This is a genomic window from Bradyrhizobium sp. USDA 3311, assembly GCF_054062495.1.
Genome location: NZ_JBSSFI010000001.1, coordinates 6,979,714 through 6,999,855, shown reverse-complemented (window position 1 = coordinate 6,999,855; position 20,142 = coordinate 6,979,714). Strand labels below are relative to the sequence as shown.

Here is a 20,142-nt window from a genome sequence, read left to right as displayed (position 1 = left end):
GGCGGAAGTCGCGAGGAGTGACGACATGCGTAGACTGACCTTGGCATTGATGATCGCGTTCTGCGCGGCGAGCGGCGTTTCGGCCCAACCGTTCCCGCCGCCGCCTCCGCCGCCTGGCCCGCCCGGCTTCGGATCGCCGCCGCCTCCACCGCCGCCAAGGCCCATGCGCCTGCGTTGCGTGGCATTTCCTCCCGGTCCTCCGAGACCACCTCCGATCGTTTGCCGCGCTCCTCCGGCGCCTCCCGGTGCGCCGTGCGCATGCCGCGGCCCGCTCGGCCCGATACCGGGCGTGGTCAGGTAGACTTGCTGCTGCGCCGTCTCTCCCTGCTTGGCCAAAGATTGCCGGTGGCCGGGGAGACAGGTACCGTATGCGCAAACGATGCCGGCCTCTCTGACGGTGTGCAGCTTGCCATCCTCAAAGCGCTGCTCCGAGGTCGTAGCACTCGAACGCGAAGCGCACGCCGTGCTCCTGGCCCAGCCGCTTCATGATGGTCTCGATGTTGACGAAGGAGTTCTCGAAATAGGAATTCTTGCCGCCGTCGAGGAACGGCCTCTCCCAGTTGAACTTGTAGCGCTGATTTCGCCATATTCGACGAGCTTGCAGACGATGAGCAGACGATGCTCATTGGCAAGCATGCGCATCAGGGCGGCCACCCCCTTTGCCTGCCTTTCGAGTTCGTTCGTATTCATTCGGCGCATAACGGTGTTTCATTAGCATTAGCGTGCCAGCGGTCAAATATCGGGGCGAAAATCCGGGTTTGGCCGGTCAATGAATGGCCTGCGATTGAATGGGCGCAGCATATGCATGCGATTTATACTCACATCGCTGAATGAGTATAACCGAAGCCATCGCTCTCCAGGATCTCTGACATACGCCATTCGGGTGACGTGTGCACTCCCGCTCCCGCGCACGCGACGTGTGCACTGATAATCCGAAGAGGCGATTTCCGCTTCCAATTCAAGCAGATATCGTCCTAGAAGAGCCAATCTACGGAAGCCTCGTCAAACGAGAATTCTCAGTCGGTCCAATCACATAAAGGGCTGATCGGAGTTAAAATACCTCAATAAGATGAATAGCTTGGACCGCAAATTTGCCAACGCGCCGATGATGGATTGGAACGAGAGTTCAAGTTTTACAATTGGTTAGACGCCGGCGTGTGCACGACGTGCACCGGGAGATCTAGAAAAATCTTACGACAGCATATGAGCGCAGACGTCTTAAGGCGCTGGAAACCGCTGCGCAATGGGTGGGCGCAGGGAGGCAGTTTATCAATGAAGCGCGGAGTTCGTTGACCCTCCCGCGCAACCGCAGGACGGATCATCGTCGATCTCTACGCGGCCCGCATTTCGGCGAGGCACATCAGGTGTGGGCAGGGTGCGGTCCCCTAGGCCAGGATGAAGTTCGAATCGTGCAGCGTTCCGACGTAGTTGGTCAGGTGGATCTCGACATCGTTTGCATCCAACACGCCGTCGCCATTGACGTCGATCTGAAGGGTTGCATTCCCGCTTGCATTGTCGACGCGCGCCTCGGATTGCGGAGCTTGCGCCGTTCCGTCGAACGTCCCGGTGCCGACGAAGTGAACCGCTCCGGTGAATCCATTCGGCCCGGTCATGTTCTTGAACGTGAACGTGTCGCTGGTTGCATCGAAATTGACGATGGTATCGCCATTGCCGGTCTGCGAGTCGCCGACGGCGTTGAAGTTGAAGTTCACGGCCGAGGACCCGACGGTGATCATGTCGGCGCCGGCCCCGCCGGTTATCGTCGTGGCGGTCGCGCCGGTGCCGATGGTGATGAAGTCGTTGCCGGCGCTGCCGTTGACGGTCTCGGTATTGACGACCGTGACGCCGCCAGCGGTCGATTGGAAGTTGATGGTGTCGTTGCCGGCGCCCATGTCGAACACCGTTCCGAACGACTGTTGCGTCACGGTCAGCGTGTCGTCGGAAGCGCTTCCGTTCAGCTGCGCCATATTGAACAAGCTGTCGAGCGAGTTGACGCCGGCGGCGAGGTTCAGCGTGTTGTTGCCCTGTGCGAGGTTAACCGAGACGCCGGTGACGTCGTTCAGCAATGTCAGTGTGTCGTCGGACGGCGCGCCCGAGAAGTCGTTGCTGCTGATGGATTCGACGTTGCTGACCGCAACGGAGTTGGTGCCGCTAGCCAGTATGAGCGTGTCGTTACCGCCGCCGAGATCGATGGCGATGCCCGACACATCGTTGTTGAGCTGCACGAAGTCGTCCAGCGCGTTGCCGTTGATGTGCTGGATGTTCAACACGGTCAGCGATAGGCCGCCAGAGCTGAAGTTCAGAGTATTGTCACCCGCACCGAGATCGATGATCGAATTGTTGTTCGGCCCGAAGACGCCGTCAGTCACCGTCAGCACGTCATCGGATGACGTTCCGTTGATGTGCTGGACATTGAAGATGTCGACCAGCGAGTTGGCGCCTGCGGCGAGATTCAGCGTGTTGTTGCCGTTGCCCAGGTTAACCGAAACGCCGGTGACGTCGTTCAGCAGCGTCAGCGTATCGTCCGAGCTACCGGAGAAATCGCTGCCGTTCACGTTTTCTACGTTGTGGACGGTGAGTGAGTTGAGGCCGTTGGCGAGACTGACAAAGTCGTTGCCCGCGCCGCCATCGATCGACAATCCGTTGGCGTTGTTGGTCAGGCTGATGAAGTCGTCGCCGCTGCTGCCGAGGACGTTTTCGACGTTGGTCAAGGTGAGTGAGGCGCCACCGGTCGCCAGGATCACGGTGTCGTTGCCAGCGCCGAGATCGATCGGATGCCCGAAGCTGCTGCCTCCAACCATAAGGTAATCGTCGCCTGCCGTTCCGTGGAGAGCGTTGCCGTTGGCTCCGAGGCCCATGCTCGAGATGTCGATCGGGTTGGCTGCTGTCCCCGAGGCGAGCAGGGTGGTGACGTCGCTAAACTGGAGAACCTCGACATTGGTGAGAACGTCGGTGCCGTCCCGGGCGGAATTGGAATCCGCGACCTGGATCTGTCCGCCTGCGAGGGTCGTGATGGTGTAGGCCGAGGAGGGACCGGTATAGATGGCCATGTCGGTTCCGGCACCACCATCGATCGTGTCGGCGCCGGCCTGGCCGGTGATCTGGTCGTTGCCGCCGCCGGCATTGATCGTGTCGCTACCGCCGCCGCCGAAGAACAACTCATTGCCGCCGCCGCCGATCAGGGTGTCGTTGAAGTTCGATCCCTGGACGGAATTGACGCCGCCGGTGATGGTGTCGGTACCGACATTGGCGAGATCGCCGCCGGCCGTGCCATGTGCGGTCCCGAGCGACAGGTCGACCGTCACGGCGGCCGCCGCCTGCGCATAGGCGATGCGTGTGTTACCGTTGCCGGTGATGGTGTCGTTACCGCCGAGGCCCTCGAACAGGTTGAAGGTGCCGCTATTGAAGGTGCCACTATCGGTGAATCCGGTCGCGTCGTAGGTGTCGGCCAATTGGCTTCCGGTCGCGCTGTTGACGCCGGAGAAGGTATCGGTTCCGACGGAGGCATCTCCCGTCGCAGTGCCGGCGGCGAGGTGGATCGTCACCCCGGCAGCAGCGCTGCTGTAGATCACCCGGGTGTTGCCGTTACCCACGATGGTGTCGTTACCGCCGAGACCTTCGAACTGGTTGAACGTGCCGTTGTTGCCGATATTGAGGGCTCCGGCGGTGCCGAATGTGCTGGCGTCGTATGAATCGTTGAAATTGGTGCCCTGGATCGCTTCGATCGAACGCAGCGTGTCGTTACCGATGGACGCATCGCCCGTGGCTGTTCCCGCGCCCATATTGACGGTCACCGGACCAGTCGAGAAGTAGATGTTGTTGTAGCTCGCGAGGTCGAAGCCGCCGCGGCCATCGATGTAGTCGTTGCCGGCGAGACCGGTGAAGGTTTCGGTACCGGTGGCGTTGTTGCTGCCGAGCAGGGTGTCGTCGAACATCGAAGCCTGGATGGCGTTGACGCCGGAGAAGGTGTCGCTGCCGGTCGAGGCGTCACCCGAGTCGGTTCCGGCCGCGATGTCGACCGTCACTCCGCCGGTGGCGTTGACGAAGGCAAGGCGCGTGTTGCCGTTGCCCGTGATGCTGTCGTTGCCGCCCATGCCGTTGAATTCGTTGAAAGTACCGTTGGAGCCGGGATTGACACCGGATCCCGAGAAGCCGACGGCATTGTACGTGTCGACGAAATTGGTGCCGCGGATGGATTCGATGGAAACGAGCGTATCTGTCCCGATCGTGGAGTCTCCGGTCACGGTTCCGGCTGCCATGTTGGCCGTGATACCGGACGCCGTTGCCGGGTCGAGCGCATAGTCGGCGCGGTCGAAACCACCGCGCCCATTGAGCGTGTCGTTGCCGCCGCGGCCGTCGAATATCTCGACCGTGCCGCTGGCGTTGTTGCTGCCGAGGAGGGTGTCGGCGAAGGCGGAGCCGATCACGGCAGCAAAGCCCGATCCGACGAGGGTATCGGTGCCGACATTCGCCGTATCGCCTGCGGCGGTGCCGTGGGCGGTTCCGGCCGCGAGGTCGACCGTCACGGCTGCGGCTGCGCTGACATAGGAGAGGCGCGTCATCGGCGCCCCCTGGCTGTTGGCATCGCTGATAATGGTGTCGTTGCCGCCGCGGCCTTCGATCTCGTTGAGGCCGAGCGGATTTCCCGCAATACCGCTGTCGCCGAGGAACCCGGACGTATTGATCGTGTCAGCGAAGTCGCTGCCGACGATGGCCTCGATGTTGACTAGCGTGTCCGAGCCTGATCCGCCGGTCACCGTACCCGCGGCAAGGTTGACGGTGATGGCGCTGGTGGCGTCGGTATAGATCGCGCGATCGAAGCCCTGGCCGCCGTCCAGCGTATCGTTGCCGCCGAGCCCCTGTAGCTTGTCGTTGCCGCCAAGGCCCTGGATGGTGTCGTCGCCGGCCGTGCCAACCAGATTATTGTTGCTGGCATCTCCGACGACGAGTGCGCCCGTCGTGACGCTGATCGTGATGGTTTTGTCGAAGGTGAGCCCTCCGGAATCGGTGTCGCGCACGACCACCTGCTGTGGGCCAGCGGACAGTGCGCCCGCAACCACCAGACTGTTGCCGCTGACCGCAAACTGGCCCCCGGCATTGTCGAGCAGCGAGAACGTTGCACTATCGCCCACATCCGGGTCGACCCCCGAGAGTGTGCCGACAACCGTGCCGTTGGCCGTTCCCTGCGGCACGGCGGCGTTGGACAGTGAAATGGCGGTCGGCGCCTCGTTGACGTTGGTCGTCGCGATGATGAACGTCGTGTCGTGGGACAATCCGCCGGAATCGGTGGCACGGATCGTGACCTGGTGGGAGGCCGCCTGCTCGAAGTCGAGCACGGCGGTGGTGACCAGATTGCCGTTCGAGATCGCGAACAGGCCGCCGGCATTGTCCGTGAGCGTGAAGGTGGCGCTGTCGCCCGCATCCGGATCGATCGCCGACAGGGCGCCGACGACGGCGCCGGCCGCGCTGTTCTCCGCAACCGAGGCGTTGGACAGCAGCACGGCGGTCGGCGCCTCGTTGACGTTGCCAGTGGCGATGGTGAAGGTCTTGTCGAAGGACAGCCCACCGGCATCGGTGGCGCGGACGGTGACCAGGTGCGAGGCTGCCTGTTCGTAGTCGAGCGGGGCAGTGGTGACGATATTGCCGTTGGCGATGGCGAACAGGCCGCCGGCATCATTCGGCAGGGTGAAGGTGGCAGAATCGTTCGCATCCGGATCGATTGCCGCGAGGCTACCGACGATGGTGCCGGCGGGCGAATTCTCCAGAACGGACGCGTTCGTCAGGGTGACGTCGGTCGGAGCCTCGTTCACATTGGTGACGCCGATCTGAAGCGTCTTGCTGAAGGTGGCACCCGCGGTATCGGCGACCTGCACGACGACCTGATAGGAGGCCGCCTGCTCGAAGTCGAGCGGTGCCGTGGTCACGAGGTTGCCGTTCGAGATCGCGAACAGGCCGCCTGCGCTGTTCGTCAGCGTGAAGGCGGCGCCGTCGCCGGCGTCCGGGTCGGTGTCCGACAGCGTGCCGACGACGGTGCTGGCGGGGCTGTTCTCCGCAACGGTCGCGTTGGAAATCGCGATGTCGGTCGGTGCGTGGTTCGGCGCGATCACCGCGAAGTTGGCATCGCTTAGCGAGCCGGTGAGGCCGTTCATGACGACCACGATGTCGCTGCCGTCGATCGTGCCGTTGCCGTCGACGTCGATCTGGAGCTGGGTCTGGCCGCCGACATTGGCGAGGATCGCCTCGGTATGCGGTGTCGCGGGCGAGCCGTCGAGCACGCCCGATGCCATGAAGTGCACCGAGCCTGCGAGACCTGCGACGCCGTCCAGCAGGAACTGGTCGTGCGCGGCATCGAAATTGTTGATCGTGTCCTCGCCGGTCATCGTGGAGGAATCGGATGCATCGGTGTAGCGGATAATGTCGGTCGCGGCGCTCGCCGTGATGACGTCGCTGCCAACGCCGCCGGTCACGGTCGTGGTGCCTGACGCGTTGGCGATGGTGATGAAGTCGGTCTGGCTGCTGCCGTTGACGTGTTCGACATTGGCGACGGTGACACCACCGGTGAAGCCGGTCAGATTCAGCGTGTCGTTGCCGGCACCGAGGTCGATGGTGTCGCCGCCGGCGTCGTTCAGCATGGTCAGGACGTCGTCCGACGCCGTGCCGTAGATGTGCTGGACGTTGAAGGCGGTGATCGAATTGGTCCCGGCCGCAAGGTTCAGGGTGTTGTTGCCCTCTTGCAGATTGACGGTCAGGTTGCTGACATCATTCAGCAGCGTCAGCGTGTCGTCGGACGCGGCGGAGCCTGTGCCGCCGATATAGTCGCCGGTGCCAACGTTCTGGAGGCCGGTCAGCGCGAGGCTGTTGCTTCCAGCCGCGATTTGCAGGCCCGAATTGCCGCCGCCGAAGTCGATGGCGAGGCCGCTCTGGTCGTTGGTCAGGGTGTAGAAGGCATTGGCCGACGTGACGACCATATGCTCGACATTGTGGAGCGCGAAGCCTCCAAATTGCGAGCTGACCGTCAGCGTGTCGTTGCCGGCGCCGAGATCGATCGATACATCGTTGTTCGGCGAGTATAGGCCGTTGGCGATCGACAAGGAATCGTCGGAAGCCGTACCGTTGATGGTATCGACGCTGAAGATGTTGACGAAGGCGTTGGCGCCGGCGGCGAGGTTCAGCGTGTTGATGCCGTTGGCGAGGTTGACCGACAGTCCAGTTACATTGTTGAGCAGGCTCAGCGTGTCGTTGGAGAGGCTGCCGGTCGCGAAGTCGCTCCCGTTCAGGTTCTCGATATTGCTCGCGCTGACGGAGTTCGAGCCATTGGCCAGATTGACGGTGTCGTTGCCGCCACCCATGTCGATGGTCAGGCCGTTGACGTTGGAGGCGAAGCCGACGAAATCGTCGCCGGCGGTACCGACGAGATACTCGACATTGGCGAGGTTGAGGTTGTAGCCGCCGGTGACGCCGAGGATCACGGTGTCGTTCGCGCCGGCGCCGAGGTCGACGAGGTGGCCCGACAGGCCCTGGTTGATCTTGACGTAATCGTCGGCCGATCCGGTCGCCGACGTGAACGGATTGGTGGCCGCGTTGAAGTACAGCCTGATGTCGGAGAGGTCGACGGGGTTCGCGGCGCTGCCCGACGTGATCAGGACGGTGCCGTTGGTGAATTGCAACGCTTCGACGTTGGTCAGCGTATCCGTGCCGTCGCGTCCGGCGACGTTGTCGGTCACCGTGGCGTGGCCGGCGCCGTCGGTCGAAATCGAATACTGAGTCTTGGTTCCGGAATAGATGGCGATGTCGCCGCCGGCACCGCCGTTGATCTGGTCGTTGCCGCCGTTGCCGACGAACATGTCGCTGCCGGCGCTGCCGATCAGGGTGTCGGCGAAGGCCGAGCCGGTTACGCTGAAGACGCCGGTGAAGCTGTCAGTCCCGATCGCCGCCAGATCGCCCGCCGCGGTCCCGTGAGCCGTGCCGAGCGACAGGTCCACCGTGACCGCCGCCGTGGCATTGGCGTAGATCACGCGGGTATTGCCGTTGCCGGTGATGATGTCGTTGCCGCCCAAGCCCTCGAACTGGTTGAATGTGCCGTTGTTGCCGACGTTGAACGCGCCGGCCGCTCCGTACCCGGTCGCGTTGTAGGTGTCGGCGTTCACCGTGCCCTGGATGCCCTCGATCGAGCGCAGCGTATCGGTGCCGATCGAGGAATCGCCGACGACGATGCCGGCCGCCATGTTGATGGCGATGCTGCCGGTCGACAGGTAGATGTTGTTGTAGCTGGCGATGTCGAAGCCGCCGCGGCCGTCGATATAGTCGTTACCGGCATTGCCGGTGAAGGTCTCGGTCACGGCCGTGTTGTTGCTGCCGTAGATCGTGTCGTCGAACATCGATCCCTGCACAGCGTTCACGCCGCTGAAGGTGTCGGTGCCGACCGAGGCGTCTCCGGTGGCGGTGCCCGTGCCCGGCGTCGCGCCGGTTTGCAGGTCCACGCTCACGCCGGCGGTCGCATTGTTGAAGCTGATGCGGGTGTTGCCGTTGCCGATGATGGTGTCGTTGCCGCCACCACCGGTGAATTCGTTGAACGTCCCGTTCGATCCGGCATTGATGCTGGTCCCGGAGAACCCGGTAGCGTCATAGGTGTCGGCGAAATTGGTACCCCGGACCGCTTCGATCGAGATCAGGGTGTCGGTCCCGACGGAGGCGTCGCCCGTGACGGTGCCGGCGGCCAGGTGGACCGTGATGCCCGATGTCGTGGTCGGATCCTGGTTGTAGTCGGCGCGGTCGAAGCCGCCGCGGCCGTCGAACGTGTCGTTACCGGCGAAGCCCGAGAACACTTCGACGGTGCCGAAGCCGTTATTGCTGCCGCGCAAGATGTCGTCGTGGCTCGAGCCCCAGACCGACTGGATGCCTCCGTGGAACGTGTCGTGCCCGACGGACGCGTCGCCGTCGGCGGTGCCGGCGGCGAGGTCGACGGTCACGCCGGCGGTGGCGCTCACATAGGAGACCCGCGTCAGGAAGGCGCCCTCGGCGTTGACGGTGCCGGTGATGCTATCGTCGCCGCCGCCGCCCTCGAATTCGTTGTAGCCGATCGGGGAGCCCGGGATGCCGGAGACCCCGGTGAATCCGGTCGCATCATAGGTGTCGGCGAAGGCACTGCCGACGATGCCTTCGATGTTGACGAGCGTGTCGCTGTCGACGCCCGCGCCCGACGCGGTGCCGGCGGCCATGTTGATGGTGACGCCGCCGGTCGCATCGGTGTAGAGCGCGCGATCGAAACCAGCGCCGCCATCGATATGATCGTTACCGGCATTGCCGGCGATCCGGTCGTTGCCGGCTCCGCCGAACAGCAGATCGGCACCGTCGCCGCCCGAGATCTGGTCGTTGCCTTCGCGTCCGTCGATGGTGTCGATGGCTGCCGTTCCGGTCAGGACGTCATTGCCCGACGTGCCGAGGACGGGGCCGGCTGGACTGGCGACCACCGCCTGGCTCACCTGGGTCGACAGATTGTCGACATAGGTCTGGGTCACCGCGGAGGTTTGGTTGGGGTCGGCGAAGTTGGTGATGGCCGCGAGCGAGGCTGTTGCGTCGCCCTGGGCGACCTGGGCCGCCTGGGCGATGGTGGTGACGTCCTGGGCGCCCTGGATGCTGGCGTTGGCGGCCTGGACTACGCTGGTCACGGTCGTCAGGGCGTCGGAGCTGACGCCCGCGCTGGTCGCGATCGACTGGACCGATGCGCTCGAGGTCAGGATGGTTTCGCCGGGATTGAGCGTTACGCTGCCGGGGTTGGCGATGGCGTCCGCGATCGCAGCGACCACATCCGTCGACGAAACGCCGACGGCGGACATCTGCGCAATCGTGCTCTGCACCTGGACGCCGGCCGACAGCACGGCGGTCGCTGCCGTGTCGCCGGAGACGGCGGCGGGGACCGGATCGAAGGTCGTGATGTCGATATGGGTCGGGTCGATCCCGAAGGCGGTTGCGACCTGGTTGGTCGCATCGGCCGTCGAGACTCCGGTCGCGGCGATGGTCGTGATCAGGGTGGTCAGCGGCGTGACGACCGTAGATCCCTCCGGCGCCTTGAGCGTGCCCGAGAAGGCGAGCCCGGTGGAAATGTCGGTCCCGCCGGACATGATGAGGGTGCCGTGGGGGTTGTGCAGGGTGAAGCTGCCATCGGCATTGGTGACGGCCGAAGCCTCACCCGTGTCGTAGGTGCCGTTGCCATTGGCGTCTGCGAACACGAACGCGCCGGCGACGTAGCCGTCGACCGCGCGGGCGCTGGAGTCGCTCTGACTTGCCGAGACGTTGACCGTCATCAGGCCCGAGGCGAAGGCCTGTTGGCCGTTTTCGATCGATGCGACCGAGACGTTGAGCACCAACGTGTCCTGGTGCGCGTCGGCTCCGGGGATCAGTGCAAGCGTCGCCAGCGTGGCGGCGTCGGAGGGCACCTCCCAGTGGCCGTCGCCGTCGAAGAAGGTGCCGTGGTTGAGCGTATAGCCGGACGGAATGCCGGTGATGACGATCGGCGCCAGCGTGCCGCTATCGTCGACCAGATGGGCCGCAATGGAGAGCGAAATCGGGGCGTCGTCGGCGCCCGAGGCGGTTGCGATTTGCAGGGCAGGGGCGTCCTGGGTGCCGTGGATCGTGAACGCAACAGGCTTTTGCGTGCCGTCGACGGAGGAGACGGTGAAGGTCTCGATCCGGACCTCGTCCGCCGCGAGGCCCTGCACCGCAGCGTTATTGACGCTGTAGGTGTAATGGCCGTCGGCGGTGATGGTGAGCTGGCCGAGATTGCCCGCAGCCGATACCACATTGGTGGCGAAGGCGGACTGATCGTGATCCGCATCGCTCACCGTCAACTGGCCCGACACCGACAGGGTCGGCGTCGTTGCGTCTTCGGTGACGTCGTGCGCCTGCGGATCGCCGATGGTGGCCGCATCGTTGGTGCCGTGAACGCTGAACGAAATCACCTTGGCGGTGCCGTCAGACGAATGAACGGTGAAATTGTCGATATGGGTATCGCCAGCCGCGAGCGACTGGGTCGCGGAATTCGCAACCGCGTAGGTGTAGGTGCCGTCGGCCGCCAGTGTCAGGGTGCCGAGATTGCCGGCGCCCGTGATGGTGCCGGGCTGGAACGAGGACTGGTTCTGGTCCGGATCGACCACCGTCAACTGGCCTGACGCGACGAGGTTGCCGGAGGGCTGAACGCCGCTGTCTTCCGTGACGTCGTGGGTTTGCGGATCGCCGATGGCGGCGGCGTCGTTGGCGCCATGGATCGTGAAGGAGACGACCTTTGACGTGCCGTCGACCGATTTGACGGTGAAGGTGTCGACCTTGCTGTCAGCGGCGCCGAGATATTGCACGGCGCTGTCGGCAACCGCGTAGGTGTAGGTGCCGTCGGCCGCCAGCGTCAGGGTGCCGAGATTACCGGCGCCCGTGATGGTGCCGGGCTGGAACCAGGACTGGTTCTGGTCCGGATCGACCACCGTCAACTGGCCTGACGCGACGAGGTTGCCGAAGGGCTGAACGCCGCTGTCTTCCGTGACGTCGTGGGTTTGCGGATCGCCGATGGCGGCGGCGTCGTTGGCACCATGGATCGTGAAGGAGACGACCTTCGACGTGCCGTCGACCGATTTGACGGTGAAGGTGTCGACCTTGCTGTCAGCGGCGCCGAGATATTGCACGGCGCTGTCGAGGACCGAGTAGGTGTAGCTGCCGTTGCTCTGTAGCGACAGCGTGCCGATATTGCCGGCTCCCGGGGCAACGGTGGTCTGGAACGCGGCCTGGCCGGCGTCGGGATCGCTGATCGAAATGGTGCCGGATGCCGTCAGCGTGCTGCCGCCGACGTCCTCGGTCACGCTGGCGTTGGTGGGATCGCCGATCGTTGCCGGCGTGTTCGCCGGGGTCCCGCCGTGAATGGTGAACGAGACCTGCTTGGTGGTGCCGTCGAGCGAGGTGACCGTGAAGACATCGACCTTCGAAGCGCCGGTGCCGAGCTGGGCCGCCACGCTTTCCGCAACGGAATAGGTGTAGCTGCCGTCGGCCGCGAGCGTCAGATGCCCGGAATTTCCCGCCGCCGAAACCACCGTGGTTTTGAACGCTCCTTCGCCTTGATCGGCGTCCGAGATCGAGATCGAGCCGGTCGCGGTCAAGCTGGACTTGGTCGGGTCGGAATAGACATCGTGCACGCTGGGAGTGCCAATGACTGCGGCATCGTTGATGCCGTGGATGGTGAAGGACACCTGCTTCTGGGTGCCGTCGTAGGCGGTCACCGTGAAGGTCTCGGTCTTGGTCTGCCCGGCGCCGAGATACTGCACCTTGGAATCGTCAACCGAATAGGTGTAGGCGCCGTTGGTCGCGATCGAGAGTGCGCCAAGCGTGCCCGCCGCGGCCGTCACGGTGGTCTTGAAGGTGGACTGGTTCTGATCGGCGTCGGAGATCGAAATGGTGCCGGAGGCGGTCAGCGTGGTGGGATTGGCATCTTCGGTCACGTCATGCACGGTCGGCGTGCCGATGATGGCGGCGTCGTTGGCCCCGTGGATAGTGAACGACACCTGCTTGGTGGTGCCGTCGAGTGCCGTCAGGGTAAAGGTATCGACCTTGGTATCGCCGGCGCCGAGATACTGCACCGCGCTGTCGAGCACGGCGTAGATGTAGGCGCCGTCGCTGCCGATGATCAGCACGCCGAGATTGCCGCTGCCGGCCAGCAGCGCCGGCTGGAATGCGGCCTCGCCCTGGTCGGCGTCGGTGATCGAGACGGTGCCGACCGCGTAGAGGATCGGGTTGGTGGCGTCCTCGGTCACATCGTGCACGGTCGGCGTGCCGATGATCGCGGCGTCGTTGACGCCATGGATGGTGAAGGACACCTGTTTGGTGGTGCCGTCGAGCGAGGTGACCGTGAAGGTATCGACCTTGGTCTGTCCCGCGCCGAGATATTGCACGGCGCTGTCGGCGACGGAGTAAGTATAGGTGCCATTGGCTGCAAGGACGAAGTTGCCGAGCGTACCAGCGGCCGACGTCACCGTCGTCTTGAAGGCGGCCTGACCCTGGTCGGCATCCGAGATCGAGATCGACCCTGAAACCGACAGGGTAGGCTGGCTGGCATCCTCGACCACGTCGTGCTGGGTCGGCGTTCCGATCACGGCTGCGTCGTTGGTGCCGTGGATGTTGAAGGTGATCTGCTTGGTGGTGCCGTCGAGCGCGGTGACCGTGAAGACATCGGTCTTGACCTGGCCGGCTCCGAGATATTGCACCGCGCTGTCGGCGACCGAATAGCTGTAGCTGCCGTTGCTCTGCAGGACCAAATTGCCGAGGTTGCCTGACGCCGAGATTACGGCGGTCTTGAACGCGGCCTCGCCCTGATCGGCATCCGAAATCGAGAGCGTGCCGGTCGCCTTGAGGGTGGGGCTGGTGGCATCTTCCACCACGTCGACGACGGTCGGCGTGCCGATGATGGCGGTGTCATTGACGCCGTAGATGGTGAAGGCCACCTGCTTCTGGGTGCCGTCGAGCGAGGTGACCGTGAAGCTATCGACCTTGGTGTCGCCGGCGCCGAGATACTGCACCTTGCTGTCTGCTACCGAGTAGACGTAGGAACCGTTGGCAGCGATGGTGAGGGTGCCGAGATCGCCTGAAGCGGCGATGACCGTCGTCTTGAAAGCCGCCTGCCCGGCATTGGCATCCGAAATCGAAATCGATCCCGCCGCAACCAGCGTCTGCAGATTGGTGTCTTCGGTGACGGTCGAATTCGTCGGCGTACCGATGATCGCGGCTGAATTTGACATGGCTGTGCCCCTCCCCAAAATTTATTGGTTAGCTGTCCAAACCCGGTTGGCTTTGTCAGTGTCGGCGCTCAAATGTTGCGTCGGTTGGATGGAAGTAAAAGCGTTTGGCGATCTGCAAAATTTTGGAGAATGTTTCTGAGAATGCGAAGTGCGTCAAGCTGGAAACAGAAAATAGGGAAAACTACGTACTGAAACTTAACAGGAGCGCACTGCACCATCGAACAAACAGCCCTCGGTTGCATCACGCGAGCATGGCGTACGCCCTTGTATGACCGCAGAAACTTCGATGCGGACGTATGTCATATCAACTCAAAAGAGAATTCGCATCGCGAAACATCCTCAGTTGGCGCCTGTTCTACGACGTGCCCGATTGCACACAAAGGAAATTTCAATGCGAAGACGGATCGCCAGTTGGCTGCTCAGATGCGATTGACACTTCGCAAATGTTGCTGACCGTCCGGCGATGAAATCAAAGAAATGGAGGCTCTTATGGTCACCGCACAAGCCATCCACATAGCACCGGCCATTTCCGACATGACCCAAACGGGGCAATCTTAGCCCACTGCTTTTGCTCGCAGTGGCTGCGATGCTGCGCCTCGCTCTTCCTCAGCTGTGCCTTGCTGAGACCACCCTTGGTCTTCGCCGGCGGGCTCTTCGAATTTGCCGCGCAATGTCATGTGGCATCGGGCGTTGCTGACGTCGATGAATGCGCAGCCGGATGTTTTCGGCGCTCCTGGACATTTCACGGTGGGCTCATGGGGCAAGGGTGAAAGACGGTCTTCTGCATTGTCTTTGGTAGGACGAACCTTGCTATGATTGGCCCCAATAGGTCATAGATTGCTGGAGTTAGCTCAAACTCGCCCATGATGGATTGGAGCGAGAGTTTAGGGTTTTCAATTGGTTAGATAGCTGCGTGTGCGCGGCGTGTGCACCGAGAGATCCATAAAAATCCAGTCATGATCATTGTGGGCGTACGTTTTGAAGAGCAGGGCCGCGGTCGTCGCAGCTCATTCCGTGGGTTGAACGCGAGTGGCAACATCAGCCTCAATCACCGGAGGCCTTCCGCGCAATCGTGACCTGCTGTGCGCAACGCCGTGCGTGTGGGGCGCCGTTTCGCGGAGAGTGTGGCCCCCCGGTTACGGGGCCGTGTGCTGCACATCAAAAAAGTATCGGTTGCATATTGAAATCGTGGTGGCGGGCCCGGATACCGGTCGCTACGATCCCTAATGAGAGGAAGCGCTGAGCAATTCAGCCGATAAGGGGACAGGGGCGGATCATCAAAAACCGCACCGGCCCGAAGGGAGCGGATATGGAACCGGACCTGGAAGTTGTCCAGATACGGCGCGGCGAATCGTTCAAGGCGTGGTCGCACGGCTACCCATTCCACACGGTCCGTTGGCATTTCCACCCTGAATACGAGCTGCACCAGGTCGTGGCAACCAGCGGTCGGTATTTCGTCGGCGACTTCATCGGCGAGTTCGAGCCGGGCAATCTCGTGCTGACCGGCCCCAACCTGCCGCACAATTGGGTGAGCGATCTGCCGCCGGGGAGCACCATCCCGCTGCGCGGACGCATCCTGCAGTTCAGCGAGGAATTCATCGGCGACCTCACGAAGGTCATGCCCGAGCTCTCGGGCCTTGCTGCGCTGCTGGAATTCTCGCGGCGCGGCGCGCTCTTCACCCGCAGCACCAGCGACAAGATTGCTCCGCTGATGGAGGAGATCGCGGCGGCGAACGGTGTGCGCCGGATCGAGCTGTTCCTGATGATCCTGGGAACGCTCTCCCGCGCCCGACGCGCGCGTCCGCTCTCCAGCCCGAACTATTTGCCTGACCCCTCGGGATACATGTCCGCAGGGATGAACAAGGCGCTCGCCTTCATCCGGCAGAACCTGACGCAGCCTTTCGGTGAAGCTGAGCTCGCGGCGATCGCAGGCCAGTCGCAAAGCGCGTTCTCGCGTTCCTTCCGCCGGCACACCGGCATGTCGCTGGTGCAATACGTCAAGCGGCTCCGCATCAATCTCGCCTGTCAGATCCTGATGAGCGACGAGCAGGCGTCCATCACCGACATCTGCTTCGAGGTCGGCTTCAACAATCTCTCCAATTTCAACCGGCAGTTCTTGGCCGAGAAAGGCATGCCGCCTTCGCGGTTCAGGCGATTGCTCGCGCAAAACAGCAATACGGCCCGCGCGGCCTAGCCGGCGAAAATAGCAAAGGAGGACGACCACACCGGGAAGAATGACGTGGGCATGCCGATGGCAGCCCGCGACAGGAATCGCTTGTCCAGGAATTCGCCGCGCAGCACCGGCACTCAATCACCGACCGCGACGGAAGCACGCATCTCCAAAGATCAACCACGTCACTCCAGTTCTGGAAAGGAAAGTCCGAATGAAAAGCTTCTCCCCGAAACATGCGGGCAGGCTGGCCCTGGCCCTCTCGCTGCTCGGCACCACGGCGATGCACTCGCAGGCCGCCGAGGTAAAGGACGGAACTGTTGCCTTCCTGATGCCGGACCAGGCCTCGACCCGCTACGAACAACACGATTATCCGGGCTTTGCCGCAGAGATGAAGAAGCTCTGCGAGAGCTGCAAGGTGATCTACCAGAACGCCAGTGCCGATGCCGCGCGGCAGCAACAGCAGTTCAACGCGGCGATCTCGCAGGGCGCCAAGGTCATCGTGCTCGACCCCGTCGACTCCACCGCTGCAGCGTCCTTGGTCAAGATGGCACAGTCGCAGGGCATCAAGGTCATCGCCTATGACCGGCCGGTCCCCGACGCCAAGGTCGATTTCTACGTGTCCTTCGACAACGAAGCCATTGGCAAGGCCATCTCCGAATCGCTCGTCAAGCATCTCAAGGCCGCCAACGTCACGGCGAAGGAGGGCGAGGGCGTGCTTGAAATCAATGGATCGCCGACCGATGCCGCCGCCGGACTCATAAAGAAGGGCATTCACGCCGGTCTCGACAAGAGCGGCTATCCCATTCTGGCCGAATACGACACGCCGGACTGGGCGCCGCCGAAGGCGCAGCAATGGGCTAGCGGCCAGGTCACCCGCTTTGGCAAGAAGATCCTCGGCGTCGTGGCCGCCAATGACGGCACCGGCGGTGGCGCAATTGCCGCCTTCAAGGCCGCAGGCATCGATCCAGTGCCGCCGGTGACGGGCAACGATGCGACGATCGCCGCGCTTCAGCTCGTCATCTCCGGCGATCAGTACAACACGATCTCCAAGCCCAGCGAGATCGTGGCCGCTGCGGCCGCCCAGGCGGCGGTGAGGTTCCTCTCCGGCGAGACGCCCAAGGCGGAAACCACGCTCTTCAATGCGCCATCGAAGCTGTTCGTGCCGGCGGTCGTCACCCAGGAGAACCTGAAGGCGGAGATCATCGACAAGAAAATCCAGACGGCCGATCAGCTCTGCACCGGCCGATATGCCGCCGGCTGCAAGAAGCTTGGCATCACGCAGTAACCGCGCCTGTCCCGGCCGCGCGCGGCGGCCGGGACAGGCGACGAGAGGACGGACTGGCACATGACCACGGTCTCGGATGTCGATCCCACGCAGGACGGGCTGCGCAAGCCCGTCTTGAGTCTTCGCGGAATCTCCAAGCATTTCGGCGCCGTGTCCGCCCTGACCAACGTCGATCTCGACGTGCATGCCGGCGAGGTCGTGGCGCTCGTGGGCGACAACGGTGCTGGCAAATCCACCCTCGTGAAGATTCTGGCCGGCGTGCATCAGCCCACCTCAGGAACGATCGCATTCCGTGGTGAACATGTCGTCCTGTCCGATCCATCCACCGCACTCGGCCTCGGCATCGCCACCGTTTTCCAGGACCTGGCGCTCTGCGAGAATCTTGATGTGGTCGCAAATATCTTCCTCGGCCGCGAGCTCAATCCAGTGCGGCTCGACGAGGTCTCCATGGAGCTCCGCGCCTGGACGCTGCTCAACGAATTGTCGGCGCGGATCCCGAGCGTGCGTGAGCCCGTTGCGTCGCTGTCCGGCGGCCAGCGCCAGACCGTGGCGATCGCGCGTTCGCTGTTGACCGAGCCGAAGCTCATCCTGCTCGACGAGCCGACTGCCGCGCTTGGCGTCGCCCAGACCGCGGAGGTGCTCGACCTCGTCGAACGCGTTCGCGCCCGCGGTCTCGGCGTCATCATGATCAGCCACAACATGGAGGATGTCCGCGCGGTCGCCGACCGGATCGTGGTGCTGCGCCTCGGCCGCAACAACGGCGAGTTCGAGCCCGGCGCGTCCAACCAGGATCTCGTCACCGCGATTACCGGTGCGGATGAAAATTCGGTCTCGCGCCGCGCCAGCCGGCGCCACGCCCAGCAGTCGCCGGAGCTTGGTCGATGACCGACGACACGCAACAGGCTCCGACGGGGCGGCTGTTCGACCGCAGTGACGAACGGGTCAAGCATGCGGACACGCTTGGAAGCGCCATCGGCGCTTTCGTCGACCGCGTGCGGTCGGGCGACCTCGGTTCGCTGCCGGTGGTCGTCGGGCTCGTCGTCATCTGCACGGTGTTCGAGAGCCTCAATCCTGTATTTCTCGCGCCGAACAATCTGGTCAATCTGCTGTTCGATTGCTCGACAGTGGGCGTGATCGCTCTCGGCATTGTCTGTATCCTGATGGTCGGCGAGATCGATCTGTCGGTGGGGTCGGTCAGCGGATTTGCTTCGGCGCTCGTTGGCGTGCTCTGGGTCGGTCAGGATTGGCCGGTCGCCGTGGCAATCGCCACGGCGTTGGTGCTGGGCGCGGCCATCGGTGCGCTCTATGCGTTCCTGTTCAACCGTCTGGGAATGCCGAGCTTCGTCTCGACGCTGGCCGGCCTGCTGGGGTGGCTCGGGCTTCAGCTTTATCTGCTCGGCTCCTCCGGCTCGATCAACCTTCCGTATGGATCGCCGTTGGTGAATTTCGGGCAGATGCTCGTGATGCCGCCGATCGTATCCCATGTGCTGGCGGCGGTGGCGAGCCTGATCGTGTTCGTGACCGGCTTCCGGACGGCCGCGCGCCGGCGGGCGGCGGGGCTATCGGCCAGCTCGCTGGGCCGCATGGTGCTGAAGGCACTGCTGGTCACCATCGTGCTCGAATTCGTCGTCTATTATCTCAATCTCGGGCGCGGCATTCCCTGGATGTTCGGTCTGTTCGTCGGCTTGTGCGTGGTCATGAACTACGCATTGACTCGAACCAAATGGGGCCGCTCGATGTCTGCCGTCGGCGGTAACCGCGAGGCGGCCCGCCGGGCCGGCATCAACGTCCGCCGTGTCTATGCGACGGCGTTCGTGTTGTGCGCCACGCTGGCAGCCGCCGGCGGAATTCTCGCCGCAGCGCGGCTGGCATCGTCCAGCCAGCAGGCCGGGACCGGGGATGTGAACCTGAATGCGATCGCAGCCGCGGTCATCGGCGGCACGAGCCTGTTCGGCGGCCGCGGCAGCGCCTATTCCGCATTGCTCGGCGTCATCGTCATCCAGTCCATCGCGAGCGGTCTCACGCTGCTCGATCTATCGTCGTCGCTACGGTACATGATAACGGGCGCCGTCCTCGCCATTGCGGTCATCGTCGATTCGCTGGCAAGGCGCTCACGCCTTTCCCATGGCCGAGCTTGAATAGCGCTCACAAGAAAAGGACAAGCCTTGGCCCAGGAACTTGCAGGAAAAGTTGCCGCGATCACCGGCGCCGCGTCGGGCATCGGTCTCGAATGCGCCAGAACAATGATCGCGGCAGGGGCGCGGGTGGTGCTGATCGACCGGGCCGAGGAGGCGCTGAGCCTCGCCTGCGCCGAGCTGGGCGCGCAGGCGATCCCGCTGCGCATCGACCTCACGGATCCCGCGAGCGTGGCAACCATGATGCCGCAGGTGCTGCAGAAGGCGGGCCAACTGGACATCTTCCACGCCAATGCCGGCGCCTATGTCGGCGGCGAGGTCCTTCTCGGCGATCCCGACGCCTGGGACCGCATGCTCGATCTGAACATCAATGCGCTGTTCCGGTCGATTCATGCGGTGCTGCCGCATATGGTCGAGCGCAAGAGCGGCGACATCATCGTCACCAGTTCGATCGCCGGTCTCGTCCCCGTCGTCTGGGAGCCGATCTACACCGCGTCCAAGCACGCGGTGCAGGCCTTCGTGCATACCCTGCGCCGGCAGGTCGCCAAACAGGGCTTGCGCGTCGGTGCCGTTGCGCCCGGTCCGGTCGTGACCGCACTCCTCAAGGACTGGCCCAAAGCGAAGATCGAGGAGGAGATGGCGGCCGGTGGCTTGATGCAGCCGGTGGAAGTCGCAGAGGCGGTGCTCTTCATGTTGACGCGTCCGAGGAACGTCACCATCCGCGACCTCGTCATTCTGCCGCAGAGCAACGACCTGTAGCAGCTTCCGATCGGCGAT

7 protein-coding genes are annotated in these 20,142 nt (G+C 63.4%); 6 read left to right on the top strand and 1 reads right to left on the bottom strand.

The window, feature by feature from the left end:
- Nucleotides 1-618 precede the first annotated feature (618 nt).
- On the top strand, nucleotides 619-834 hold the full coding sequence (locus ACVWW6_RS33710) for a hypothetical protein (protein WP_161535439.1): 216 nt from the start codon (nucleotides 619-621) through the stop codon (nucleotides 832-834).
- A 551-nt stretch (nucleotides 835-1,385) separates the two neighbouring features.
- On the opposite strand, the gene ACVWW6_RS33705 is transcribed toward ACVWW6_RS33710, so the two are convergent.
- The gene (locus ACVWW6_RS33705) at nucleotides 1,386-13,772 is read right to left on the bottom strand and encodes a beta strand repeat-containing protein (protein ID WP_456682186.1); all 12,387 of its coding nucleotides are present in this window, start codon (nucleotides 13,770-13,772) and stop codon (nucleotides 1,386-1,388) included.
- 1,309 nt (nucleotides 13,773-15,081) lie between these two features.
- Here ACVWW6_RS33705 and ACVWW6_RS33700 point away from each other — a divergent pair.
- The 5 genes from ACVWW6_RS33700 to ACVWW6_RS33680 all read left to right on the top strand — a co-directional run bounded on the left by ACVWW6_RS33700 (nucleotide 15,082) and on the right by ACVWW6_RS33680 (nucleotide 20,124).
- Complete coding sequence (locus ACVWW6_RS33700; RefSeq protein ID WP_456682185.1) at nucleotides 15,082-15,966, top strand: helix-turn-helix domain-containing protein; 885 nt, start codon at nucleotides 15,082-15,084, stop codon at nucleotides 15,964-15,966.
- A gap of 190 nt (nucleotides 15,967-16,156) precedes the next feature.
- Entirely contained in the window at nucleotides 16,157-17,230 is a 1,074-nt protein-coding gene (locus ACVWW6_RS33695) for an ABC transporter substrate-binding protein (protein ID WP_028170792.1), read from the top strand.
- A 60-nt stretch (nucleotides 17,231-17,290) separates the two neighbouring features.
- On the top strand, nucleotides 17,291-18,115 hold the full coding sequence (locus ACVWW6_RS33690) for an ATP-binding cassette domain-containing protein (RefSeq protein ID WP_028170793.1): 825 nt from the start codon (nucleotides 17,291-17,293) through the stop codon (nucleotides 18,113-18,115).
- Nucleotides 18,112-19,368 (top strand): sugar ABC transporter permease, encoded by a 1,257-nt coding sequence (locus tag ACVWW6_RS33685; protein ID WP_028170794.1) that lies wholly within the window; start codon nucleotides 18,112-18,114, stop codon nucleotides 19,366-19,368. Before ACVWW6_RS33690 ends, ACVWW6_RS33685 begins: the two co-directional genes overlap by 4 nt.
- A gap of 27 nt (nucleotides 19,369-19,395) precedes the next feature.
- On the top strand, nucleotides 19,396-20,124 hold the full coding sequence (locus ACVWW6_RS33680; RefSeq protein ID WP_456682184.1) for an SDR family oxidoreductase: 729 nt from the start codon (nucleotides 19,396-19,398) through the stop codon (nucleotides 20,122-20,124).
- Nucleotides 20,125-20,142: the final 18 nt, after the last annotated feature.